The sequence below is a fragment of the Ideonella lacteola genome, assembly GCF_038066555.1.
GTDB lineage: Bacteria > Pseudomonadota > Gammaproteobacteria > Burkholderiales > Burkholderiaceae_C > Ideonella > Ideonella lacteola.
Genome location: NZ_JBBUTG010000036.1, coordinates 12,237 through 36,103, shown reverse-complemented (window position 1 = coordinate 36,103; position 23,867 = coordinate 12,237). Strand labels below are relative to the sequence as shown.

At 66.3% G+C, this 23,867-nt stretch carries 18 protein-coding genes; 8 read left to right on the top strand and 10 right to left on the bottom strand.

Going from position 1 to position 23,867, the window contains the following annotated elements; all coding sequences use genetic code 11:
• Together AACH06_RS28770 and AACH06_RS28765 are read right to left on the bottom strand one after the other, a co-directional pair.
• On the bottom strand, positions 1 to 542 hold a 542-nt coding region (locus tag AACH06_RS28770), incomplete at its 3' end, for a choice-of-anchor D domain-containing protein (protein ID WP_341429261.1).
• A gap of 232 nt (positions 543 to 774) precedes the next feature.
• Positions 775 to 1,242 carry a CPBP family intramembrane glutamic endopeptidase gene (locus AACH06_RS28765; RefSeq protein WP_341429260.1) on the bottom strand — a complete coding sequence of 156 codons (468 nt, stop codon included), beginning with the start codon at positions 1,240 to 1,242 and terminating at the stop codon, positions 775 to 777.
• Between the two features lie 288 nt (positions 1,243 to 1,530).
• On the opposite strand from AACH06_RS28765, the gene AACH06_RS28760 reads away from it, so the two are divergent.
• Complete coding sequence (locus AACH06_RS28760) at positions 1,531 to 3,075, top strand: methyl-accepting chemotaxis protein (RefSeq protein ID WP_341429259.1); 1,545 nt, start codon at positions 1,531 to 1,533, stop codon at positions 3,073 to 3,075.
• Positions 3,076 to 3,115: 40 nt separating this feature from the next.
• Here AACH06_RS28760 and AACH06_RS28755 read toward each other — a convergent pair whose 3' ends face one another.
• The 5 genes from AACH06_RS28755 to AACH06_RS28735 form a co-directional block, all read right to left on the bottom strand.
• Positions 3,116 to 3,523, bottom strand: a complete 408-nt coding sequence (locus tag AACH06_RS28755) for a DUF1801 domain-containing protein (protein WP_341429258.1) — start codon at positions 3,521 to 3,523, stop codon at positions 3,116 to 3,118.
• A gap of 90 nt (positions 3,524 to 3,613) precedes the next feature.
• Entirely contained in the window at positions 3,614 to 4,195 is a 582-nt protein-coding gene (locus tag AACH06_RS28750) for a TMEM175 family protein (protein WP_341429263.1), read from the bottom strand.
• A gap of 137 nt (positions 4,196 to 4,332) precedes the next feature.
• Positions 4,333 to 4,911, bottom strand: coding sequence for a GNAT family N-acetyltransferase (locus AACH06_RS28745; RefSeq protein WP_341429257.1), 579 nt, complete (start codon positions 4,909 to 4,911; stop codon positions 4,333 to 4,335).
• Between the two features lie 78 nt (positions 4,912 to 4,989).
• The gene (locus AACH06_RS28740; protein WP_341429256.1) at positions 4,990 to 5,442 is read right to left on the bottom strand and encodes a group II truncated hemoglobin; all 453 of its coding nucleotides are present in this window, start codon (positions 5,440 to 5,442) and stop codon (positions 4,990 to 4,992) included.
• A 67-nt stretch (positions 5,443 to 5,509) separates the two neighbouring features.
• Positions 5,510 to 6,079, bottom strand: a complete 570-nt coding sequence (locus AACH06_RS28735) for a cysteine hydrolase family protein (protein WP_341429255.1) — start codon at positions 6,077 to 6,079, stop codon at positions 5,510 to 5,512.
• A 274-nt stretch (positions 6,080 to 6,353) separates the two neighbouring features.
• Between AACH06_RS28735 and thrH the strand changes: the two genes are divergently transcribed.
• Positions 6,354 to 6,980 (top strand): bifunctional phosphoserine phosphatase/homoserine phosphotransferase ThrH, encoded by a 627-nt coding sequence (gene thrH, locus AACH06_RS28730; RefSeq protein ID WP_341429254.1) that lies wholly within the window; start codon positions 6,354 to 6,356, stop codon positions 6,978 to 6,980.
• Between the two features lie 47 nt (positions 6,981 to 7,027).
• On the opposite strand, the gene AACH06_RS28725 is transcribed toward thrH, so the two are convergent.
• A complete protein-coding gene (locus AACH06_RS28725) occupies positions 7,028 to 7,957 on the bottom strand; it encodes a hypothetical protein (protein WP_341429253.1) in 930 nt (309 codons plus the stop codon).
• A gap of 126 nt (positions 7,958 to 8,083) precedes the next feature.
• Here AACH06_RS28725 and AACH06_RS28720 point away from each other — a divergent pair, with 126 nt between their 5' ends.
• The 3 genes from AACH06_RS28720 to AACH06_RS28710 all read left to right on the top strand — a co-directional run bounded on the left by AACH06_RS28720 (position 8,084) and on the right by AACH06_RS28710 (position 14,214).
• Positions 8,084 to 8,671, top strand: a complete 588-nt coding sequence (locus AACH06_RS28720) for an NAD(P)H-dependent oxidoreductase (RefSeq protein ID WP_341429252.1) — start codon at positions 8,084 to 8,086, stop codon at positions 8,669 to 8,671.
• 49 nt (positions 8,672 to 8,720) lie between these two features.
• Positions 8,721 to 12,266 carry an ATP-binding protein gene (locus AACH06_RS28715; RefSeq protein WP_341429251.1) on the top strand — a complete coding sequence of 1,182 codons (3,546 nt, stop codon included), beginning with the start codon at positions 8,721 to 8,723 and terminating at the stop codon, positions 12,264 to 12,266.
• Positions 12,267 to 12,366: 100 nt separating this feature from the next.
• A complete protein-coding gene (locus AACH06_RS28710; RefSeq protein WP_341429250.1) occupies positions 12,367 to 14,214 on the top strand; it encodes an EAL domain-containing response regulator in 1,848 nt (615 codons plus the stop codon).
• A gap of 78 nt (positions 14,215 to 14,292) precedes the next feature.
• On the opposite strand, the gene AACH06_RS28705 is transcribed toward AACH06_RS28710, so the two are convergent.
• The gene (locus tag AACH06_RS28705; protein WP_341429249.1) at positions 14,293 to 14,769 is read right to left on the bottom strand and encodes a CreA family protein; all 477 of its coding nucleotides are present in this window, start codon (positions 14,767 to 14,769) and stop codon (positions 14,293 to 14,295) included.
• 131 nt (positions 14,770 to 14,900) lie between these two features.
• Positions 14,901 to 18,905, bottom strand: a complete 4,005-nt coding sequence (purL, locus tag AACH06_RS28700) for a phosphoribosylformylglycinamidine synthase (protein ID WP_341429248.1) — start codon at positions 18,903 to 18,905, stop codon at positions 14,901 to 14,903.
• Positions 18,906 to 19,051: 146 nt separating this feature from the next.
• Here purL and map point away from each other — a divergent pair, with 146 nt between their 5' ends.
• The 3 genes from map to mnmH all read left to right on the top strand — a co-directional run bounded on the left by map (position 19,052) and on the right by mnmH (position 23,865).
• Positions 19,052 to 19,855: a type I methionyl aminopeptidase gene (map, locus tag AACH06_RS28695; protein WP_341429247.1), complete on the top strand. Its 804-nt coding sequence runs from the start codon at positions 19,052 to 19,054 to the stop codon at positions 19,853 to 19,855.
• Positions 19,856 to 20,145: 290 nt separating this feature from the next.
• Complete coding sequence (locus tag AACH06_RS28690; protein WP_341429246.1) at positions 20,146 to 22,776, top strand: [protein-PII] uridylyltransferase; 2,631 nt, start codon at positions 20,146 to 20,148, stop codon at positions 22,774 to 22,776.
• Between the two features lie 39 nt (positions 22,777 to 22,815).
• Positions 22,816 to 23,865: a tRNA 2-selenouridine(34) synthase MnmH gene (mnmH, locus tag AACH06_RS28685; protein ID WP_341429245.1), complete on the top strand. Its 1,050-nt coding sequence runs from the start codon at positions 22,816 to 22,818 to the stop codon at positions 23,863 to 23,865.
• Positions 23,866 to 23,867 lie beyond the last annotated feature (2 nt).

The window sequence follows — 23,867 nt, the reverse complement described above, 5'->3', positions numbered from 1 at the left end:
ACCGCGCAGCCGCCGGTGGCCGCGTAGTCGGCCGCGGCGCTGCCACCGAGCGTGATGGCGCTGAAGTTCAGCGCCGCGTTGCCGGTGTTGCTCACGGTCAGCGTCTTGGCGCTGCTGGTAGTGTTGACGGTCTGGCTGCCGAAGGCCAGGCTGCTCGCGTTCAGCGAGATGGTCGGCTCGGGGGCCGCGGCCCCGGTGCCCGACAGTGCGATGGGCACCGCCGTGGTCAGGCCGCTGTGGGTGATGCTCAGGCTGCCGGTGCGGCTGCCCGCCGCCGTCGGCGAGAACACGACCGTGATCGTGCAGCTGCCGCTGGCCGACAAGGTCGTGCCGCAGGTGCCGCCGCTGCGCGAGAAATCGCCGCTCACGCTGGCGGCCAGGCTCGTCAGCGTGGCGGTTCCACTGGCACGCACGGTCACCGTCTGGCTCGTGCTGCTCTCTCCCACGATCGTTGGGGCAAAACTGAGGGAGCCAGGGGCATTGCCAAGATATGCGGCGATGTCTTCCAGATCCGCGGCAGACAGCGATGACAGGTCCTTCATCGAACTGACATCGCGGATGGCGCTCGATATCAGTGGTGGATGGTTGCGGCCGCGGTCTGTGTAGGCCGTGGAGGCGACTGAATGGCAGCTGGAGCAATGCGCCAGATATTTGCCGCTGCCCATGAGCGGATCTGCGCCGCACGCCTCCCTCACGCCGGCTGAAAAAAGCATGAGCGCGGACAGAAAGAAAAGGCAAATACTTCTGAATCGAGCTGCCAGAGCCGGTCTCATCTCAATTCTGTTGAAGGAGGGGCATGGCACCGAAGCGCCACACGAAATTGAAGAATGAATGCCATGCGCTGCATGTTGAGACGCTTCTGGTTTTTTCATACACGTAGCCAATCCAAACCGCTGGGAAAAAGGTGGCCGGAGCCATCCACGACGCGGCGTATGGAGAGGCCCAGAGCCAGTGCATTGACGAAAAAACCGCCGCAACGCCACAGACGGCAACATGGGCAGATGTCTGCCGTCGCCACCAGGCATGCAGGCCCTCACGAAAGACGATTTCCTCGAATATCGGAGCCAGCAGCAAACTCTCGACCGTGCCTTTGGACGGATCCAGACCGAAACCCACGGCGGCCAACAGAATGCACAGCCTCCATTCGTGTAAGCAATTCATGCGGTGTTCGAATGGCGCTTGATTTGCCCAGTGGCCGTTGTTGACGCTGTGCTTCGTCAAAGTGGCGGATTTCAACTTCAAATTTGTCTCTCGACAAATGAAATCTCGGCGGCACAAAGATTAGTTCGGTTCATGCGGTGCGGAAATGGGGCCGCCGCAGACGTCACCCACGTTATCTTCGGCACACGCCGATACCCATCGAACGCTGCCTGCGCCGCCCATGGCCAGGGAGCAGCAGACGCCACCGCACGCGATGGCCGCTGAAGAATGCGGCATGGCAGCCCCCCTATTCCGGCTTTGTCCACCGGATCAGCCCCTTCATACTCCCCAGGGTTTGATCAGCGGTGATCAACCAGTCAGGGGGCTCTCATGGACATCCGCTCAGTGCGCATTGGCGCCCGTCTTGGTGCAGGGTTCGCCCTGCTGATCTCATTGCTGGTGCTGCTCGGCGCGGTGGCGCTGCACAGCCTGGGGGCCGTACAGGCTGGTGCGGACACCGTCTACCACGACCGGGTTGTTCCTTTGCAGCAACTCAAGCAGATCGCTGATGCCTACGCCGTCGACGTCATCGACAGCGTCAACAAAGCCAATGCCGGGTTGCTGAATGCGAAGGAAGCAGCGCGGCATATGCGCGATGCCCGTGAAACCATTGACAAGGCCTGGCGCGCCTATCTGGCCACGGAGCTCACTGAAGAAGAGTCGCGATTGGCCAAGGAGGCCCAGGCCTTGTTCGGCCCAGCCAACGCCGCGGTGGATGACGTGCAGCGAGCGCTGATGGGAATGGATGGCTTGGTGCGCGGGGGACTCGACACCTACGACGGTCCGCTGTACACCACGATTGACCCCATCAGCTCCAAGATCACGGAGCTGGTCGATCTTCAACTGCGGGTGGCCAAAGAGGTCAATGAAGCGTCAGACGCCCGATACAAGCGAACGCAAGGGTTGGTGGTGGGCATCGTGGTGGGCGCGGCGCTCATCGCCGCTGGCCTGGCGTGGACCATCACTCGCTCTGTCACCCAACCGCTGGACGGGGCCATTGTGCTGGCGAACGAAATCCGCAACGGCAACCTCACCAACCGGGTTGAGCCGCTGGGGCGAGACGAGGCGACCGACCTCCAAGAAGCCTTGGCGGACATGCAGAACTCCCTGCAGCGCATCGTGCGCGATGTGCGCAACGGCGTGGACTCGGTCACGACCGCATCGGGGCAGATCGCCGCCGGCAACCTTGATCTGTCGCAGAGAACTGAGCAAACCGCGAGCAGCCTTGAAGAGACCGCCAGCTCCATGGAACAAATCGCCACCACGGTGCGATTGAGCGCCGAGGGCGCGGGGCAGGCACGAGATGTCGCGCAACGCGCCAGCGAGGCGGCCCGCAAAGGCGGTGACGTGGTGGGGGGCGTGGTCCAGACGATGGACGGCATCACGGCCTCAAGCCGGCGCATCGCAGACATCACCGGGGTGATCGACGGCATCGCATTCCAAACGAACATCCTGGCCCTGAACGCGGCGGTTGAAGCAGCGCGAGCCGGTGAGCAAGGCCGAGGCTTTGCCGTGGTGGCCACGGAGGTCAGGCAACTGGCGCAACGCAGCGCCGTGGCGGCCAAGGAGATCAAGTCCTTGATCGCCGAGTCGGTAGAACGCATCGACAACGGTGGCCGCCAGGTGGCCATGGCCGGCCAGGCGATCGATGAGATCGTGCAACAGGTAGACACGGTGGCCGCACTGATCACTCAGATCTCTACCGCTGTTGGCGAGCAGAGCACCGGAATCGGGCAGGTCAACCAAGCGGTCTCGGAGATGGACCGCGTGACCCAGCAGAACTCAGCCTTGGTGGAAGAAGGTGCGGCTGCGGCGCAAAGCCTGGCGCATCAAGCCCGCGTCCTTTCGTCCACGGTGGCGTCATTCCGGCTGTAACCGGCCGCCCGCCACGCCCGCCACGCCGTTTTAGCGGTCGCTACGACAGCTTGGCCTTCGCGGCCTTGGCGATCAGAGACTTCAACACGGTCGTGTCGATGTCAGCCAGCTTTCCCACGTACAAGCAGCCTTTGCCCAGCTTGTGCTTGCCCAGCCGGGCCAGCAGCTCCGCGTCAGCGTCCTCGCCGACGACGCCATAGATGGAGATATCGCCCTTGCGCGATGAAAAGCCAACGGCGCAGATCTCGCCCTGCTTCCCTCCCGCCAACGCATACCGGTGAACACCGAAGCCCACGATGGAGGTGCCCCACATGGCGGCCGGCTGCTTCGTCACACTGGCCATCAGTTGGGCCAGGGCCTCGCAATCGGCCCGGCGGGTGTCGTCGGTGATCGCCGCCAGGTAGCCCTGCACACTGGCCGACGTGGGTTGGGTTTTCGGTGCTGCCATCGAAGGGCCTCCAAGGTGCTGCGCAAGGTCTGAAGACGCCATCGGGCGGCCGCCAGACTTCGCCGGGATGATCCAGAGCGTCCGCCAGGGTCAGGCCTCGCCGTGCACGGTGCGCTCGATACGTCGATCCGGTATCAACCAGAGCAGGGCGACGGCCACATAGACAACCTGGGCCAGCGTGGCGTCGAAGAAAGTGATCGCAATGCCCAGGAGGTAGAGCAGCGGCGACAGCTTGCCTTTCCAGTCCGACCCAACGGCCTGCCGCAGTTTCGAATGCTCGCCCTGCGACGCAATGATCGTTTGCTGAAGGATCCAATACGCCACGCCCGCGGCCAGCAAGACCAGGCCGTACATCGCGCTGGGAATGGTGGCGAAGTGGTTCTCTCCCATCCATCCAGTGGCAAACGGCAACAGCGAGAGCCAGAACAACAGATGGAGATTCGCCCACAGCACACCCCCGGTCACCTTCGAGCACGCATGCAGCATGTGATGGTGGTTGTTCCAGTAGATGCCGACATACAAGAAGCTCAGCACATAGCTGAAGAACACAGGGACCAGGGGCACCAGTGTCTCCAACGTGGCGCCATGGGGCACCTTCAGCTCAAGCACCATGATCGTGATGATGATCGCGAGGACGCCATCGCTGAACGCTTCCATCCGAGTCTTGCCCACCGAAGCTTCCTCCATGTCGAGATGCACGCCCACCTGGGCGCCTGGCATTTGACACGACCGCACCGCCCGTCAATGCCCGGGCTTGCCCTCTCGACGGGGCGCCTCGGCCTTGACACACCCCGGCGCCTGAAGCGGTGTCAACGGGCCGGCGGACACCGCGCGTAGACACAGGAGTTGCGCAACCGGCCATCGGGCGAGCGCATGGTGCTGCGCAAGATGCCTTCCAATGCAAAACCGCACCGTTCAGCCACCCCGCGAGAGCCGGTGTTGAGCTCGTCGGTGACCAGCTCGACCCGTTGAGCCCCCAGGCCGGACAGCGCCCAGGCGGTCAGCACCGAGACGGCCTCCGAGGCATAGCCCTTTCCCGTCTCCGTCGAGCGGACCCAATACCCCACCTCGGTCTTCGGCAGGGTCCAATCGGTTCGGTGCAGCCCCACCGAAGCCACGAGCCGCCCCTGGGCCTTGTCGAACACCAGGTAAGGCAGATCGGTGCGCAACAGAAAGTTGGCCCGCGCCCTGCGGCAGCGCACCCCGGCAGATTCGAGCGTCTGCTCCTCGGCCACCCACGGCAAGAACCACAGGTTCGCCCGAAGCTCGTCCACCGACTCGGCCAGGGCCTCGTGGAGATCGGGCGCATCGGACTCCAGGAATGGGCGCAACAACAGTCGATCGGTTTCGAACGACTCGGGTACTGGAAAGCGAAGGGGGTCGAGCATGCGAATTCAGTAGGTTGATTCAGTGGCTGGGTGTGGTGACGGCCTACGCATGCACAGCATGCCGAGGTGGACGACGCATCATCCCTGGAGCCCGCTCCACGACCACTTCGGCAGTGGCAGATGGTCGGGCACGGTGCTCCCCCGCTCGGGGTAGGCCGCCATCGTGGTGGTGGTGGTCCAAACGAAGTAGGCGTTGAGCGCCTCTCGCAGCCGGGGCTCTCGCAAACCGACGTCCTCCAGCGCCAGTTCGAAGCACCGGATGGCACGTTGGTCCATGTCTTCGTGAATGCCGTTTCCGCTGTGCATGCGAACGACGCCGGATTCCGTACCGTACTTTTCGGTGTAGTCCGGCGGCCCACCCCAGGCTTCGCCCCAGTAGGCTGCCAACCGTTCGGTATGCCGAGGGTGAAAGCCATGGCTGAACGCGTGCGACACCACGTCATCCCGCATGACCCGCTCATGCCAGGCAGCAGCCAGCCTGAGAACACCGTCGGCACCGCCGACCGCTTCGAACAGTGTGGGTTCAGACATGGCGTTCTCCCGGTTCCAGAAAAGTCAGAGACTCAACACCTGCATGGCCACTTCATCTGCGAGCGCCTCACGCACCGAGCGCCGGTGCCCATTGGTGCCGCAGCTGCGCCAACGTGGTCACGGTGGCGATGCCGCCATTCATGTAGTTCATGGAAACGTCGTGGTGGTGCGTGTCCTTCGAGGCCACGCACTCACGAACGATCTGGACAGGCAGGTCACGTTGGTAAGCGTCGACGGCGGCGGTGCGTATGCAGGCGTGCGTGTTCACGCCGGCCAGAATGATCAGGTGGATGTCCAGTTGGTGCAAGAGCTGATCCAGACCGGTGCCGAAAAAGATGCTGTACCGCTTCTTGACGATCTCGATGTCGCTTTCAGACCGCGTCAGTTCATCCAGGATGTCAGGTCCTTTGGTGCCCTTGATGAACATGCGAATGCCCTGGGCCTTCATGTCGATCGTGGCGTCGCTCAGGTCGGGCTCGAACTCCTGGCGCACCCAGACCACGGGATGGCCACCGGCGCGGGCCAGCGCCGTCAATTCGTTGATGGATGAACACAGCGCCGCGCGCAACTGTTTCAAATCGGCGTGCACAAAGCAATCGTTGAGCATGTCGATGACGAAAACGGCTGGCTGTGGCATGGGGCTGCTCGTTTTGGCTGTCGTGTCCTGGCTGGCAGGCGCTGGCGCATTGGAACGCGCGATCTACCGCGCTTGAGCGCCCAGCAGCCGTGATTCTGGGGGATGGTGGCGCCAGGTCAGTACGAAAACACGTAGTGGTGCAACCCATCGGCCCCTGGGCCCCTTTGGCCTCTTTGGCCCCTGGGCCGATCAGCGCACCTGCGGCAACTCGTCAGCGCACTGTGCGACGCAGTCGTTAGCATCCTGCCCGCTGAAACTTCGGAGCGTGTTCCCCATGCAAATCGTTTGTCTTGATCTCGAAGGCGTGCTGGTTCCAGAGATCTGGATCGAGTTTTCTCAGCGCACCGGCATCGCCGAGTTCTCACGCACGACACGCGACGAGCCTGACTACGACAAGCTGATGCGCTTCAGGATCCAACTGCTCGAGCAGCATGGCTTGAAGCTGGCAGATATCCAGGGCGTGATCTCGGGGATGAGCCCGTTACCTGGCGCCAAGGCCTTTCTCGACAGCCTACGCGAGCGCTACCAGGTGATCATCCTGTCGGACACTTTTTACGAGTTTGCCGACCCGTTGATGCGCCAGTTGGGGCGCCCCACGCTGTTCTGCCATCGCCTGCTGGTCGACGAAGCCGGCTTCGTGCGTGACTACCGGCTGCGCCAGCCTGATCAGAAGCGCCACGCCGTCCAGGCGCTGAAGGGGCTGAATTTCCAGGTGTTCGCGGCGGGCGATTCGTACAACGACACGGGCATGCTCGGCGCCGCCGATGCGGGCTTCCTGATTCATCCGCCGTCGGCCATCGCCCAGCAGTTTCCGCAGTTCAAGGCTCACCATGGGTACGAGGAACTGCGCGAATCGATCGATGCAGCGGCCGCGCACGCAGCTCGGCAAGCCGGCGCGTAACCATCAGCCCGGCCCGGCCCAAGGCCTGGTCCGGGTGAAGGCTGGCGTCAGAACCGCAGCTTCAGGTTGACGCCCACGCCCCACGCGCGCTCTCGTGGGCTGTCTTCGTCTTCGCGGGGCCAGAAATGGCCCAACACCACGCCGCCGATCAACCAGTCTTCATGGATGGGCTGCTCCCAGCGCACCTGAACACCATAGTCGCTCGGGCCGATGCCAGAGCCGGCCTCCCCGGTGGCCAGTGATTCCAGCGCCAGCAGCCGCTCATCACCGAACGAGCGGTAAGCGCCCAAGAGGGTCGACCATTCCACATGCTTCGACGCCTGGGTGATGGTGGCCGAATTCAGCCATCGCGCGGCCCACACGGGCGAGAAGGCGTGCTCGTAAGAGAAGGCAGTGGTCGATCCCAGGTGGTCTTCGAGCGACCAGAACACCGTCTGGCGAAAGTCTGCGCGATCGTCGTCGCCGATCAGCCAGTCATGCCGATAGCGGGCTTGGGCAAACAGGTTCAGCCCGCCCCGCACACCCACTCGGAGGTCGATGGAATCGGTGAGCGAACGGCCCAGGCCCGCGAAAAAGTCGCGGTCGCGGGTGTCTTCCAGCAAGCGATCCTGGCGTGAGAAGGCGCCGGGGCGGTCGGTGATCAGGTCGCGCTCGTCGTCGCGCCCGATGAAGGCGTAAAGCCGCTCTTCCACGTTGGGCAGCCGGAAGCGCGCGTTGAATCGCACGTCCAGGTCCGGGTTGTCGTGCTGCCGCAGCATCAGGGCGGTGCTCAACCGGCCGTCGCTGACCTTGCCCCCGTCTTCGAACGGCCGGTCGCCAAACCAACTGTCCACCCCCCGGGCCAACCACACCGCCATCGAGCGCACGGTGGTGCGGGCCGATTCCGCCACTTCGGCGGCGGGCTCGGGGAGCGTCTCTTGCGCGTAGGCCGCGGCGGTCTCGCAGCCCAGCCAGCAGGCCAGCGCCCAACGGCGCATCGCCCGCCCCCGCAGACGCATGAGGCCGCGCCGCTTGTCCGCCATCAAAGCCAGGCGGGGCGGGAGCGGGGATAGTCGCCCAGCGGCGCTGCCGACGCCCTCGTCTGCCACCACCTGCTGATCGCCATGTCTCGCCACATTCTGATCGTTCAGGGTCATCCTGACTCCCATACACCGCATCTTTGCCATGCCCTCGCCCAAGCCTATCGTGAAGGTGCCCTGTCGGCCGGCCACGAGGTGCGCATGCTGGATGTCGCCCAACTGGACTTCCCCCTGCTGCGCAGCCCGGCCGATTGGGCGGTCGGCCCGACACCGGCAAACTTGATGCCCGCCCAGGCCGATATCGAGTGGGCGCAGCACCTCGTGTTGCTGTTTCCTTTGTGGATGGGCGACATGCCGGCCCTGCTCAAAGGCTTTCTCGAGCAGGTGGCGCGGCCAGGCTTTGCCTTCAAGGGCGAAGGCGGCAACCCCTTCGCCCACAAGGGCCTGAAGGGGCGTTCGGCCCGCGTGGTCGTGACGATGGGCATGCCTGCCGCGGTGTATCGCTGGTACTTCCGCGCGCACAGCCTGAAGTCGCTTGAGCGCAACATCCTGGGGTTCGTGGGCATCGCCCCCATCGACCACACCCTCATCGGTGGCGCGGGTGAGTTGAAGCCGGCGGCGGCCACCGGTTGGCTGAACAAGCTCAGACAAATGGGGCGCGACGGCTCATAGGCGTCTATCATCAGCCGCCAGTGGGCCGCGTCACGGCCCGGCGGCCTGGATGATCGAACGCTTTCTCCCGTCGCTCTCGCCCGGTATGCGCCTGCTGGTGGTGAATACCGGCTTGGCGCTGGCCTACTACCTGACGGCCCAGTTGGGTAGCGCGATGGCGATCGGGCCGCTCACCATCAACGCCATCTGGCCCCCTGCTGGCATCGTGCTGGCGGCGCTCATGCTGGGTGGCGCCCGCACCTTCCCCGGCCTGATGCTGGGCGCCGTGCTGACCAACTTTTTTACCCTGATCGGCCCATCGCTCGGATGGGGTGGCCCCACCCTGCTCAGCTCGATGCTGGTGGCCAGCGGCTCGATGGTTCAGGCTGCGCTGGCCGCCCACCTGGTCAGGCATCTGCCCGATCGCATCGAGGCCCAACCGGTGCGGCAGACGCTTCACTTCGCTCTGGCGGTGGCGGCCTGCTGCCTGATCGGTGCCACCGTGGGCCAGGCCACCCTGTATTCGTTCGGCGTGATGACCCCGAAGGACGCCTTCTTCGGGTGGCTGACCTGGTGGGTGGGCGACCTCACCGGCATGCTGGTGTTCGCCCCCTTGCTGCTGCTGTTGCTGCACCCGGCGTTCCACGCGCAGCGGGCCGTGTCTCAGGCCTTCCCGATCATCTGTCTGGGCCTGGGGCTCACGATGTTCGCCACGCTGTCGGTGGGCGTGATGGAGCGCGATGTGCACATCGAGCGCTTCCGGTCTGACGGCACCCGCCTGGCGATGGCCCTGCAAAACCACATCGACATGGCGGTGCGTGACCTCGAGATCCTGCAGCGCATGTTCTACAAGTCCGAGGTGGAGCCCGCCGAGTTCCGAGCCGTTTCGGGCCCGATGCTGCTGCGAAGCCCGTGGCAGAAGCATTTCGCCTACCTGCCGCAGGTGACGATCTTCGACCGCGATGCCTTCGAGGCCAGCAATGGTGGCCTGTCGCTGCGGGAGATGAGCCCCCGCGACACGGTCGTGCCGGCCGGGCTGCGCCCGGAGTATTTCCCGGTGCTCTGGACGGATCCTGAGGCGGGCAACGATGCCCTGGTGGGCGTCGATCACCTGGCCGATCCGCAGCGCGGCGCCGCGATCGACAGGGCCCGCGAAAGCGGCCAAATCTCCGCCTCGTTGCCCCTGCATTCGGTGGCGCAAACGGCCACCGGCGATCTGGTGCAGGTGCTGTATGCGCCGCTGGCCGGCATGGGCTTGCGCGGGGTGCAGGCCAAGCCGCCGGGCGTGCGCGGCATGGTGGCGGCCACCATCGATGTGGGGCAGTTGCTGCGCGCCGCGGTGGCGCAGATGGGCATCGAAGGCCACCATCTGCTGCTGTACGACCCGGACACCCCGACCGCCCATGCCCTGGAGTGGCGCGCCGGCGGAAACCTGGAGGCACGCGATCAGGCAGAGCGCGATCTGGCCAGACCGCAGCTGAGCAGCGGCGTTCATCACGAGATGCCACTCCGGGTGGCGGACCGGCGTTGGACCTTGCTGATGCAGCCGGCCTGGGCCCAGCTGATGCCCAAGCCGGGCTGGCTGCAACTGGCCGTGCTCGCGGCGGGGCTGGCCTCGACGGCGCTGTTGGCCGGCTTCATGGTGGCCCGGCGCAAGCACGACACCCTGGTGCGCGACCAGCGCCAGGCGTTGGAAACACAGGTCGAAGAGCGCACCCGCGAACTGGCCCACAGCAACGAGACGCTGCGTGGCGAGGTGGCCGAGCGCCAACGTGCCGAACGGCAGCTGCAGATGTTCCACTGGCTGGCCGAGAGCGCCCACCAGGGGCTGGCCATCTCAGCGCTGGATGGCGCCACCGTCTATCTGAACCCCGCCCTGCGTGAGATGCTGGGAGATCTCGACTGGACCCCGAGCTCGCAGCGCAGCCTGCAGGACTACCTGGGCCCGAAGTTCGGCCACCTCTTCGCCCACGAGGTGCTGCCCGCCCTCAAGACCCAGGGCCACTGGGAAGGGGAATGGCGCATCGAAGCGCGCGACGATCAGCCCGCCCGGGTGTTCGATCAATCGCACTTCATGCTGAAGGACGACCTGGGGCACCCGCTGTTCATGGCCAGCCTGGTCAGCGATGTCACCACCCAGCGGCAGGTGGAAGACGAGCTGCGCGAAGCCCGCCAGCGGGCCGAATCGGCCAATCGGGCCAAATCGATGTTCCTGGCCAACATGAGCCACGAGATCCGAACACCCCTCAATGCGGTGCTCGGCTTCACCCAGGTGTTGCTCTCCGATCGCCAGTTGCCCGGAAGCGCCCACCAGCGGCTGGAGGTCATCCTCTCGGCCGGCAACCGCCTGCTGGGCCTCATCAACGACGTGCTGGACCTGGCCAAGATCGAGTCCGGCAAGGTGAATCTGATGATGCAGACCTTCGACCTGCATCGCGAGCTGCAAGACATCGCCCAGCTCTTTGCCGGCCGCGTGGCTGCCAAAGGCCTGGCGTGGCAAGCCGATCTGACCGGCCTGCGGGCGCCGTCCATGGTGCACGGCGACCGAACGAAGATCGGCCAGGTGGTCATCAACCTGCTTGGCAATGCGCTGAAGTTCACCGAGCGCGGCAGCATCCGGCTGCGCGCCTGGCGCGACGGTGACACGCTGCAGGTCGAAGTCGACGACAGCGGCCCTGGCATGACCGCCGCCGAGCTGGATCAGCTGTTCGCGCCGTTCATCCAGGGCGAGGCGGGCCGCGCCAAGGGGGGCTCGGGCCTCGGGCTGGTGCTGTCGCGCGACATCACCCGCGCCATGGGGGGCGACCTGGAACTCACCAGCACGCCAGGCGTGGGCACACATGCCCGGTTGACGCTGCCCCTGCCCGCGGTGGATGCCGAGCCCGGCGCGGCCCAGGCCGTGGTGCAGGTCGCCCGGCTCGACCCCTCGACACCGTGCCGGGCCCTGGTCGTAGAAGACGACACCGACAGCCGCGACCTGCTGGTGAAGGTCTTGCGAGACACCGGCTGCGAAGTCGAGCAGGCCGAGGACGGCCAGGCCGGCCTGGAGGCCTGCCATCGGCACAACTTCGACATCGTGTTCAGCGATATCCGCATGCCTCGGCTGACCGGCGTGGAGATGATCCACGCCCTGCGGGGGGCCGCCAAGACTGCCGAACTCCCGGTCATCGCCGTCACCGCGTCCAGCCTGGAGCATGAGCGCCGCTTCTACATCGAGATCGGCTTCCAGGATTTCGTGCCCAAGCCCTACCCCTTCCGTGAGATCTACCGGATGCTGGCCCTGCATGCTGGGGTGCGCTTCGTGGAAGAGGCACCCGCGCCGCTCGCCGATGCCGATTCCCAGCCCGGCGGTGATCTGACGGCAGGCGGCGAGGCTGAGCCTCCGGCGTCGGCCGATGCACTCGACGGCGAGACCCTGTCTCGCCTGAACGAGCTGTCGGCGGCGGCGGCGGCCGGAGACCTCAACCAGGTCAAGGCCCTGTTGGCCGGGATCTCGCCGGCGCAGGTGGGTGCCGCCCGGCGTCGCGCCTGGGAAGACTCAGCCCGCCGTTACGATTTCCAGAGCCTGGAGGACGACATCCGGGAATTCCTCACCCCAGCCGATTCAGCCGCATGACCTGCGGCATAAGCACGCTCGGACATGCCCGAAAACCTTGGCCGTCCGTGGTCCGCCTGTCATACACTGGGATTTCCACGGCACCTTGATCGCTCCAGCAGTGACCGGAATCAAGCTCACCGTCCTCATCGTCGACGACACGCCTGAAAACATCGATGTGCTGAGCGCCGTGCTCGAGGGCATGGGGTGTGAGCTGATGGTGGCCACCAACGGGCCGCGCGCGCTGGAGTTGGTGGCCCGCCGCCACCCCGACCTGATCCTGCTGGACGTGATGATGCCCGGCATGGACGGATTCGAAGTGTGCCGGCGGCTGAAAGCCGACATCGCGCTGGCCGAGATCCCGGTCATCTTCTGCACCGCCCGCACCGACGACATCAGCACCGGTTTCGCGGTGGGCGGCAGCGACTACATCACCAAGCCGATCAATGCCGACGAGGTGCTCGCCCGGGTGCGTCACCAGATCGAGCGACAAGTCTTGCTGCACGACCTGCGCGAGCTCAACCGCAGCCTCGAAGAGCGGGTGCGCGAGCGCACCGCCGAGCTGACGCTCGCCAACCGCCAGCTGCGCGTCGAAATCAACGAGCGGCGGTACATGCAGGACCGCCTGAACTACCTGGCCACGCACGATTTCGTGACCCGGCAGTACAACCGGGGCGCGCTCGACGCCCATGTCTCTGAGATGCTCGCCCGGCTGCAGCGCCAGCCCGGACAGGCGGTGTTCCTGCTGATCGACATCGACCAGTTCCGCCTCGTCAACGAGACCTGCGGCTGCGTCGCCGGCGACGAGCTGCTGCGACAGTTTGCCGAGCTGGTGGGCGGCGTGCTGCAACGCTCAGACTTCTTCGCGCGGCTGGGTGGCGACAAGTTCGCGATCGTCAGCGAAGATCAGACGGAAGAAGGCGGGGCCGCGTTGGCGCGCCAGATCCACCGCGTCATCGGTGAGTTCGAGTTCCAGTGGGAAGAGCGTGAGTTCCGGCTCGCCGCCTCGATCGCGGTGGTGCGCATCCAGCGCGACATCGTCTCATTCGACCAACTGATGCTGATGGCCGACGAGGCTGCGTACCACGCCAAGCGCGAGGGCCGCGGTTCGATCTGCATCTACGACCCCAAGCGCAGCAACCCCGACCCCCAGCGCGAGACGATCAACTGGGCGCTGGTGCTGTTCGATGCCCTGAAGCAGAACCGACTGCGCATGTATGGCCAGCGGCTGGAGCCCCTGCGCAACGTGCCCGGCGAGCCGCGCCGCCTGCACATCGAGACGCTGGCCCGGCTGTGGGACCCGATCCGCCAGAAGCTGTTGATGCCGGCCCACTTCATCGCACCGGCCGAGCGCTTCCACTTGGTCACCGACATCGACCGCTGGATGATCGGCCAGGCCGTCGAGTTGCTGAGCCAGGTACCCGACCTGCACGACCGCATCGGCCAGATCGCGGTGAACCTCTCGGCCATCACCATCCGCGACGCCAGCCTGTGCGACCACATCGCCGAGCTGCTGGCCAACTCCGGCGTGCCGGGCCGCCTGCTGTGTTTCGAGATCACCGAGACCGAGGCCATCACCAACCTGCAAAGCGCCAGCACCTTCATGCAGAAGCTGCGTGACCTGGGCTGCCGCTTCTCGCTCGACGACTTCGGCAGCGGCTTCGCCTCATTCACCTACCTGCGGCGCCTGCCCTTCGATTCGATCAAGATCGACGGCATGTTCGTGCGCGACATGGACACCGACGACGTCCACAGCGGCATGGTGCGCTCGATGGCCGAGATGGGCCGCCTGCTCAACAAGCCCATCGTCGCCGAATGCGTCGAGAACGACCGCGTCGCCGCGATGCTGCGCGCCCTCGGCATCGATTGGGGCCAGGGCTACGCCTTCCACCAGCCCGAGGCGCTCACGGCAGAGTTGCTGCGGGGGTGGCTGAACACCCAACCCGCCGACGCCCACCAAGTCGCCTGAGGGCCGCCGGCAGGGCTGCGGGGAACGGCCCCCAGAGAGATGGCAGCCTGAGCGATGGCAGGCCGACAGCCCCCCCCGTCAACGCACCGGGATCGGCGTGCCCCGGTCGACCGGCACGGCGGTCACGCTGTTTTGCGGCGAGCCTTCGATGACGCGGTCTGAGTAGGTCAGATAGACCAGCGTGTTGCGGGCTGAATCGACCATGCGCACGACCCGCAACCGCTTGAAGACGAGCGAGATCCGCTCGTTGAACATCTCGTCCTGCTGCTTCAGCGGCTTGGGAAACGAGATCGGCCCGGTCTGGCGGCAGGCGATCGAGGCCTCGGCCTTGTCTTCCGCCAGGCCGAGCGCGCCTTTCACGCCGCCGGTCTTGGCCCGCGAGACGTAGCAGGTGACGCCCTTGACGTCCGGGTCGTCGTAGGCGTCGACCACGATCTTGTGGTCGGGCCCGATCAGTTTGAAGACGGTGTCGACCTCGCCGATGGGCTCCGCGCGAGCGGCACCCGCCATGGCGAAGGCGGCGGCCAGCAGATTCAGTGCAAGAAGGCGTTTCATGAGCGCCATTGTGAGCGCTTCGGTCGTACCGAAGGCGAATCCGAGCGCCCGTGCAAGCAAACGGGGGCCAGAAAGAAGGACGGGCGCCCTGGAGCGCCCGTCTTGCTGATCATCCGATCACAGCAGCCTTCTCAACCCAGCCACCGCCGCGCGTTGCGGAACATCCGCATCCACGGGCTGTCGGCGGCGATGTCGCCGTTCGTCCAGCTCATCTGCACGTTGCGGAACACCCGTTCCGGGTGTGGCATCAGCGCGGTGAAGCGGCCATCGGCGGTCGTCACCGACGTCAGCCCGCCCGGGCTGCCGTTCGGGTTGAACGGATACACCTCGGTGGCCGCGCCATGGCCGTCCACAAAACGCATGGCCTGGTGCACCTTGGCCGCGTCGCCACGCTGCGAAAAGTCGGCGAAGCCTTCGCCGTGCGCCACCGCAATCGGCAGGCGGCTGCCGGCCATGCCGGTGAAGAAGATCGACGGGCTCGCCAGCACCTCGACCATCGCCAGCCGCGCCTCGTACTGCTCGCTCTTGTTGCGAACGAACTTGGGCCAGGCCTCCGCGCCAGGGATGATGGGGCTCAGTGCCGCCAGCATCTGGCAGCCGTTGCACACGCCGAGGGCGAAGCTGTCCGATCGGCCGAAGAAGGCGGCGAACTGCTCGGTGAGCACCGGGTTGAACATCACGGAGCGCGCCCAGCCTTCGCCAGCGCCCAGCGTGTCACCGTACGAGAAGCCGCCACAGGCGACAAAGCCCTGGAACTGATCCAACCGTGCGCGGCCGGCGTGCAGGTCGCTCATGTGCACGTCGAAGGTGTCGAAGCCGGCCTTCGCCATGGCGTAGCTCATTTCGACATGGCTGTTCACGCCCTGCTCACGCAGGATGGCCACCTTGGGCCGAGCCCCCTTGGCAATGAAGGGCGCGGCCACATCGTCGGCCGGGTCGAAGGTGAGGTGCACGTGCAGGCCCGGATCATCGCGGCCCGCCGCTGCATGCTCGCTGTCGGCACAGGCCGGATTGTCACGCAAGCGGGCGATGCGCCAGCTGACCTCGTCCCAGGCCTGATGCAGGTCGCGCAAGGCGGCCGAGAACTGCGGCTTGGCATCGCGCCACACCTCGACCAGGCCCTTGTCGTTCGTCTTGCCCACGACGTGGCTCATGGTCGACAGGCCATGCGCACGCAAGGTGGCCAGCACCGCGTCGCGGTCGCTCGTCTTCACCTGCACCAGCGCGCCCAACTCTTCGTTGAACAAGGCCTTCAGCGTCAACTCGTCGCGGCGGCCGCTGACCTGGGCGGCCCAGTTCTTCGAATCACCGGTGTCGGCGCGGCTGTCGCTGATGCCATCGCCTTCGGTGACCAGCATGTCAACATTCAAGCTCACGCCGCGGCGGCCGGCAAAGGCCATTTCACAGGCGGCGGCCCAGAGGCCACCGTCCGAGCGGTCGTGGTACGCCAGCAGTTGGCCCTGGCCGCGCAGGGCGTTGATCGCTGCGACCAGCGCCTTCAGGCGCGCCGCGTCGTCCAGATCGGGCACGCTGTCGCCGAACTGCTGCAGCGTCTGGGCCAGGATCGAGCCGCCCATGCGCGACTTGCCGGCGCCCAGGTCAATGAGGATCAGCGTGGTGTCGCCTTCTTGCAGTTGCGGCGTCAAGGTGCCGCGCACGTCGTCAAGCGTGACGAAGGCCGACACGATGAGCGACACCGGTGCGACAACCTGCTTCTGCAAGCCCCCCTCTTGCCAACGGGTGCGCATGGACAAGGAATCCTTGCCCACCGGCACGCCGATGCCCAGCGCCGGGCACAGCTCCAGGCCCACCGCCTTGACGGTGTCGTACAGCGCCGCGTCTTCGCCCGCCTCGCCGCAGGCGGCCATCCAGTTGCAGCTGAGCTTGACGTGCTCGAGCGTGATCGGCGCTGCCAGCAGGTTGGTGATGGCCTCGGCCACCGCCATGCGGCCAGATGCCGGCGCGTCCAGCGCGGCCAGCGGCGTGCGCTCGCCCATGCTCATCGCCTCGCCGCGCAGGCCGCGGTAATCGGCCAGGGTCACCGCACAATCGGCCACCGGCACCTGCCACGGGCCGACCATCTGGTCGCGGTGGTTGAGTCCACCGACGGTGCGGTCACCGATGGTCACCAGGAAGCGCTTGTTGGCCACGGTCGGATGCCGCAGCACATCGAAGGCCGCCTTGTCCAGCGACACTCCGGTCAGATCGAGCGGGGCCAGTTGACGCGGCACGCGCGTCACGTCGCGCTGCATCTTGGGCGGCTTGCCCAGCAACACATCCATCGGCATGTCGATGACGCGCTCGCCACCGGGGCCATCTTCAAGGATGAGCTCCTTGTCGTCGGTGGCCACCCCGACGATGGCAAACGGGCAACGCTCGCGCTCGCACATTTGCTCGAACAGCGGCAGCAGATCGGGGTTCACCGCCAGAACATAGCGCTCCTGGCTTTCATTGCACCAGATCTCTTTCGGCGCCAGGCCGGTTTCCTCCAGCGGCACCTTGCGCATGTCGAAGCGCGCACCCTTCTCGGCGCCATCGACCAGCTCAGGGAATGCGTTGCTGATGCCGCCCGCACCCACGTCGTGGATGGCGACGATGGGGTTGGTCGCGCCCAAGGCCCAGCAGTGGTTGATCACCTCTTGCGCCCGGCGCTGGATCTCGGGGTTGCCGCGCTGAACCGAGTCGAAATCGAGCGCCGCGGTGTTGGTGCCCGCCGCCATGGAGCTGGCGGCCCCCCCGCCCATGCCGATGCGCATGCCGGGGCCGCCGAGCTGGATCAGCAGGGTACCGGCACCGAACGGCAGCTTGTGGGTCTGGCCGTCGCTGATCGTGCCCAGGCCACCGGCGATCATGATGGGCTTGTGGTAGCCGCGGCGGATGGCTTGTGTGCCCTCGCCCACCGTCTGCTCGAAGACGCGGAAATAGCCGCCGAGCGCGGGACGGCCGAACTCGTTGTTGAACGCGGCGCCGCCAAGCGGGCCCTCGGTCATGATCTGCAGCGGGCTGGCGATGTGCTCGGGCTTGCCGTAGGGGCTGGTTTCCCAGGGCTCGCTGGTGCCCGGCAGGTTCAGGTTCGAGACCGAGAAGCCGGTCAGGCCCGCCTTGGGTTTGGCACCGCGGCCGGTGGCGCCCTCGTCGCGAATCTCGCCGCCCGCGCCGGTGGAAGCGCCCGGGAAGGGCGAAATCGCCGTCGGGTGGTTGTGCGTCTCCACCTTCATCAGCACATGGGCGGTTTCTTCACGCGGGCCGTACTTCGGCGCATTGGTGAAGCCTTCGGGCAACCAACGCTCGACCGGCCCACCCTCCATCACCGCCGCGTTGTCGCTGTAGGCCACGATGCTGCGCTGCGGGTTGGTCTTCTCGGTGTGGCGGATCATGCCGAACATCGACAGCGGCTGTTTCTCGCCATCGATCGTGAATTCGGCGTTGAAAATCTTGTGCCGGCAGTGCTCGCTGTTGGCCTGCGCGAACATCATCAACTCGACGTCGGTCGGGTTGCGCTTCAGCCCGGTGAACGCCGCCACGAGATAGTCGATCTCGTCGGCCGACAGCGCCAGGCCGAATTCGGTGTTGGCCTTCTCCAGGGCGGCGCGGCCTTGCCCGAGCACGTCCACATGCGCCATCGGCTCGGCCGGCTGCTCATCGAACAGGTGCAGCGCGGCCTCGCGCTCGAACGCCACGCTCTCGGTCATGCGGTCGTGCAGCAGCGCGGCACACGCCTGGCGCTCTTCGGCCGACAGCGGCTTGGCGCCGCCCAACAGGTTGCTGACCAGGCCGCTCTTGAGCGCCAGGCGGTATTCGGTCACGCGCTCGACGCGGTGGATGCCCAGGCCGCAGTTGTGGGCGATGTCGGTGGCCTTGCTGGCCCACGGCGACACGGTGCCCAGCCGAGGCATCACGACGACCAGTTCACCCTCGGCAGCGGTGGCCGGGTCGCCGTAGCGCAGCAGCGCCGCCAGCTTGTCCAGCGCACCGGGATCGAGCGCAGCATCGCTCCATACCCAATGCACGAACCGGGCGCTGACGCCGGTGACCTTCGGGCAGACGGCCTGCAGGCGGGCCAGCAGGGCCTGGGCGCGGAAGGCGGACAGGGCGCTGCCGCCCTCGAAGTGCATCAGTTGCTTGGGAGCTGACATGGATGTGGCGGGCGGGTGGCAGGGCGGCCGCTGGTGGCGGGCCGTCGTGGAGCACGGATGGGGCGGGCGCCTGGCAGCCCCGGAATGCCAGGGGCCAAGCTCGTGGAAACCCGGAATTTTACGTTGGAGTGCGACAATGGCGGGCTATGACGATCACCCTGAAGTCCGCCGCCGATATCGAAGGCATGCGCGTGGCCGGCCGACTGGCCTCGGAAGTCCTGGACATGCTGACCCTGCATGTGAAGCCAGGCGTCTCCACGGAAGAACTCGACAAGCTCGCGCACGACCACATCGTCAATGTGCAAAAGGGCGTGCCGGCACCGCTGAATTACCAGCCTCCCGGCTACATCCCCTATCCCAAGTCGATCTGCACCTCGATCAATCATCAGGTGTGCCACGGCATCCCGAACGATCGGCCGCTGAAGAACGGCGACATCGTCAACATCGACGTCACCGTCATCAAGGATGGCTGGCACGGCGACACCAGCCGCATGTTCGTGGTGGGCGAAGGCTCGATCGCCGCCAAGCGCCTGTGCAGCATCACCTACGAGGCGATGTGGCGCGGCATCGTCAAGGTCAAGCCGGGCGCCCGTCTGGGCGACATCGGCCACGCCATCCAGACCTTCGCCGAGAACCAGGGTTTCTCGATCGTGCGCGAGTTCTGCGGTCACGGCATCGGCCAGAAGTTCCATGAAGAGCCCCAGGTGCTGCACTATGGCCGTCCGGGCACGCTCGAAGAACTGGTGCCGGGCATGGTGTTCACCATCGAGCCGATGATCAACGCCGGCCGCCGCGAAATTCGCGAAACCGGCGATGGCTGGACCATCGTCACGAAAGACCGTTCCTTGTCGGCCCAGTGGGAGCACACCATCGTCGTCACGGAAACGGGCTATGAAGTGCTGACCCTGTCCGCCGGCAGCCCCCCGCCGCCGGCCTTCGTGGCAGGCTGATGTCGCGGTAGGCGCGAGCCGAGGGCCCGGGGTGACCGGCTCCGCTCATGTCCCCCGGGGTGGGCCTTGCCCACCCCTCCTCCTTAACTTCGCTGCGCCGGTCACCCCGCACCCTCGGCCCATCCCGGTTCCCGCCTTCGATCGCGCCACTCAACGGTGCCGGATCGGGCTGCTGCGGTGCCCCGTGAAGCGAAGTCAAGGAGGAGTCGTCGGCCTCGGGCCGACGCCGGGGGACATGAGCGGAACGGGGCACCGCAGCAGCCCGATCAAGCTCTACCACCTCACCTGAGATGCCCTCCCTCGCCCCCCCTGCCCCTCCGACCGAGTTGCCAGTCGCGGCCCTGCGCGAGCGCTTTCGCGGCGGCAAGACCGAGCTGATCGAGCACTTCCGGGCTTCCCGGCCCACCACCACCGGGGTGGCCAAGCTGCTGCGCGCGCTGGCCCGCCATGTGGACGCCACGCTGCAGGCCCTCTGGCAGGGTTGCGGCATGCCAGCCGGTGCTGCCTTGCTGGCCGTGGGCGGCTACGGTCGCGGCGAGCTGTTCCCGCATTCGGATGTGGATGTGCTGGTGCTGCTGCCGCCCACGATGGCGCACCCGCATGAAGACCCCGCGGTGCGCACCGCACTCTCGGGCTTCATCACCGCCTGCTGGGACATCGGCCTGGAAATCGGCTCGTCGGTGCGCACCATCGAAGAGTGCATCACCGAAGCCCGCAAAGACGTCACCGTGCAGACGGCGTTGCTCGAAAGCCGCTTTCTGTGTGGCTCGCGGCGGCTGTTCAACGCCTTTCGCCACGCCAACACCGAGGCCATGGACGCCCGCGCCTTCCTGCGTGCCAAGTCGCTCGAAATGCGGCAGCGGCACGTCAAGTACGAAGACACACCCTACTCGCTCGAACCCAACTGCAAGGAAAGCCCGGGCGGTCTGCGCGACCTGCAGGTGGTGATGTGGGTGGCCCGCGCGGCAGGCCTGGGCCGCACCTGGAGCGAGCTGGCCAACAAGGGCCTGATCACGCCCTTCGAGGTGAAGCAGCTGCAGCGCCATGAGGGCACGCTCAAACTGATTCGGGCCCGCCTGCACATGGTGGCCGGCCGCCGCGAAGACCGCCTGGTGTTCGACCTGCAGACCGCGGTGGCCCAAAGCTTTGGCTACGAGGGTGACCGCGGCACCCGGGCCTCTGAGGTGCTGATGCACCGCTACTACTGGGCCGCCAAGGCGGTCACCCAGCTCAACCAGATCTTGATGCTGAACATCGAGGAGCGCGTCAACGGCACCGAGGCCGTGCCGATGCGGCCGATCAACGCCCGGTTCCTGGACCGGGCGGGCATGCTCGAAGTGGGACGCGACGACCTCTACACCGAGAACCCGCACGCCATCCTGGAGACCTTCCTCGTCTACCAGCAGACGCCTGGCATCAAAGGCCTGTCGGCCCGCACATTGCGCGCGCTCTACAACGCCCGCAACGTGATGGACTCGTCCTTCCGGCGCGACCCGGTGAACCGTGAGCTGTTCATGGACATGCTGCGCCAGCCCGAGGGCCAGACGCACGCTTTCCGCCTGATGAACCAGACGTCCGTGCTGGGGCGCTACCTCTGGGTCTTCCGCCGCATCGTCGGCCGCATGCAGCACGATCTCTTCCACGTCTACACGGTAGACCAGCACATCCTGATGGTGCTGCGCAACGTGCGCCGGTTCTTCGTGCCCGAGCACGCCCACGAGTACCCCTTCTGCAGCCAGCTCGCCGCCGGCTGGGACAAGCCCTGGGTGCTCTACATCGCCGCGCTCTTCCATGATGTGGCCAAGGGGCGAGGCGGCGATCACTCCGAGCTGGGCGGCAGCGAAGTACGCCGCTTCTGCCGCGACCACGGCCTCGAGCCAGCCGATGCCGAGCTGGCCGAGTTCCTCGTGCGTCACCATCTCACCATGAGCCGCGTGGCGCAAAAGGAAGACCTTTCAGACCCCGAGGTGATCACCGCTTTCGCTCGCCAAATGGGCGATGCCCGCCACCTCACCGCGCTGTACCTGCTGACCGTGGCCGATATCCGCGGCACCGGCCCCAAGGTGTGGAACGCCTGGAAGGGCAAGCTGCTGGAAGACCTGTACCGTCTCACGCTGCGCGCACTCGGCGGCGGCTCGCCCAATGCCGATGCCGAGATCGAGGCGCGAAAGCAGGAATCGCAACACATCCTGGCGTTGCACTCGGCCCTGCCGGGCACTGAGCAGCCGCTGTGGAAGACGCTCGATGTCAGCTACTTCGCGCGGCACGATGCCACCGAAATCGCCTGGCATGCGCGCGCCTTGTGGCGCCACATCGAAACCCAGACGCCGATCGTCCGGGCCCGCCCCTCGCCGATCGGCGAAGGGCTGCAGGTGCTGGTCTTCGCACCCGACGCGCCTGATCTGTTTGCCCGGATCTGCGGCTACTTCGATTCGGCCGGCTTCTCCATTCAAGACGCCAAGATCCACACCACCCGCGCCGGCTATGCGCTGGACACGTTCCAGGTCGTCAATCCGAACGCCGAAAGCCAGGCCGCCAGCGCCTACCGCGACATGATCTCGCTGGTCGAGACACAGGCAGCTCAGGCACTCGCCTCGGGCGGGCCGTTGCCGCTGCCCAGCCGGGGGCGGGTGTCGCGCCGGGTCAAGAGCTTCCCCATCCAGCCCCGTGTCTCGCTGCGGCCCGACGAGAAAGGCCAGCGCTGGGTGCTCTCGATCAGCGCCAGCGACCGCTCGGGCCTGCTCTATGCCATCGCCAGGGTGTTGGGCAAACACGAAATCAACCTGCAGCTGGCGAAGGTGTCGACGCTCGGCGAACGGGTGGAAGACACCTTCCTCGTGAGCGGGCCTGCGCTGCAGCAACCGAAACTGCAGCTTCAGATCGAGAGCGACCTGCTCGATGCCATCGGCGTCTCGGCCTGACTGCCCACCGATTCACCTGCTGAACCCGCACGCCGCACCATGAGCCTGGCCACGACGACCGCCGCCGAAGCCATGGCGGCCCGCGATCAGTTCGACGCCATCATCGATGTGCGATCGCCTTCCGAATTCGCGGAGGACCGGCTGCCGGGCGCGGTGAACTGGCCGGTGCTGGATGACGCCGAGCGCGCCGAAGTCGGCACGATCTACACCCAGGTCTCCACCTTCGAAGCGCGCAAGCGCGGCGCGGCCATCGTGTCGCGCAACATCGCTCGGCTGATCGACGAGCATGTGGCCGCGCAGGGCCGCGACTGGCGGCCCCTCGTCTACTGCTGGCGCGGCGGTCAACGATCGGGCAGCTTCGCCATCGTGATGGCGCAGATCGGCTTTCGCGTTCGGCAGCTGCAGGGCGGCTACAAGGCCTACCGCACCTTGGTGCGTGATGAATTGCAGGCCTTGCCGGGTCGCTTCGACTGGCGGGTGATTGGCGGGCGCACGGGCAGTGGAAAGACTCGCCTATTGGGCGCACTGGCGGCCCAGGGCGCCCAGGTGTTGGACCTGGAAGCGCTGGCGGCACACCGCGGCTCCGTGCTGGGCGAATGGCCCGATCGTCCGCAACCCAGCCAGAAAGAATTCGACAGCCGGCTGTGGCTGGCGATGCAAGGCTTCAACCCGGCACGCCCGGTGTTTGTCGAACGAGAGAGTCGTCGCATCGGACGCCTGCAACTGCCCGATTCGGTGACGCAAGCCTGGGAGCAGCGCAGCCGGCCTATCCAGGTGGAACTGGGGCTGGCCGAGCGGGTGGCGCTGTTGACCGAGGAATACGCCTTCTTCACCCGCGATGTGGACGCGCTCGTCCAACGCCTGCAGCCGCTGACCGAGCTTCGGGGTAAAGCCGCCGTCGCGCGCTGGGAAGCGCTCGCCCGTGCGGGCGACTGGCCCACCTTGGTGAGCGAGTTGATGCAGCAGCACTACGACCCGCTCTACGACCGCGCCCTGCGCCACGCCACCGCGGCGGACATGCAGACCATCACGCTGGCAGACGCCACGCCAGACAGTTTGCAAGCCGCGGCCCGCCAGATCGCTGGCTGAGC

What these genes read in the sequence shown, in the direction of transcription:
- purL (WP_341429248.1), bottom strand. Translation starts at nt 18,905, where the DNA reads ATGTCAGCTCCCAAGCAACTGATGCACTTCGAGGGCGGCAGCGCCCTG.
- map (WP_341429247.1), top strand. Translation starts at nt 19,052, where the DNA reads ATGACGATCACCCTGAAGTCCGCCGCCGATATCGAAGGCATGCGCGTG.
- AACH06_RS28720 (WP_341429252.1), top strand. Translation starts at nt 8,084, where the DNA reads ATGTCTCGCCACATTCTGATCGTTCAGGGTCATCCTGACTCCCATACA.
- thrH (WP_341429254.1), top strand. Translation starts at nt 6,354, where the DNA reads ATGCAAATCGTTTGTCTTGATCTCGAAGGCGTGCTGGTTCCAGAGATC.
- AACH06_RS28705 (WP_341429249.1), bottom strand. Translation starts at nt 14,769, where the DNA reads ATGAAACGCCTTCTTGCACTGAATCTGCTGGCCGCCGCCTTCGCCATG.
- AACH06_RS28745 (WP_341429257.1), bottom strand. Translation starts at nt 4,911, where the DNA reads ATGCTCGACCCCCTTCGCTTTCCAGTACCCGAGTCGTTCGAAACCGAT.
- AACH06_RS28760 (WP_341429259.1), top strand. Translation starts at nt 1,531, where the DNA reads ATGGACATCCGCTCAGTGCGCATTGGCGCCCGTCTTGGTGCAGGGTTC.
- mnmH (WP_341429245.1), top strand. Translation starts at nt 22,816, where the DNA reads ATGAGCCTGGCCACGACGACCGCCGCCGAAGCCATGGCGGCCCGCGAT.
- AACH06_RS28725 (WP_341429253.1), bottom strand. Translation starts at nt 7,957, where the DNA reads ATGCGCCGTTGGGCGCTGGCCTGCTGGCTGGGCTGCGAGACCGCCGCG.
- AACH06_RS28715 (WP_341429251.1), top strand. Translation starts at nt 8,721, where the DNA reads ATGATCGAACGCTTTCTCCCGTCGCTCTCGCCCGGTATGCGCCTGCTG.
- AACH06_RS28755 (WP_341429258.1), bottom strand. Translation starts at nt 3,523, where the DNA reads ATGGCAGCACCGAAAACCCAACCCACGTCGGCCAGTGTGCAGGGCTAC.
- AACH06_RS28690 (WP_341429246.1), top strand. Translation starts at nt 20,146, where the DNA reads ATGCCCTCCCTCGCCCCCCCTGCCCCTCCGACCGAGTTGCCAGTCGCG.
- AACH06_RS28740 (WP_341429256.1), bottom strand. Translation starts at nt 5,442, where the DNA reads ATGTCTGAACCCACACTGTTCGAAGCGGTCGGCGGTGCCGACGGTGTT.
- AACH06_RS28735 (WP_341429255.1), bottom strand. Translation starts at nt 6,079, where the DNA reads ATGCCACAGCCAGCCGTTTTCGTCATCGACATGCTCAACGATTGCTTT.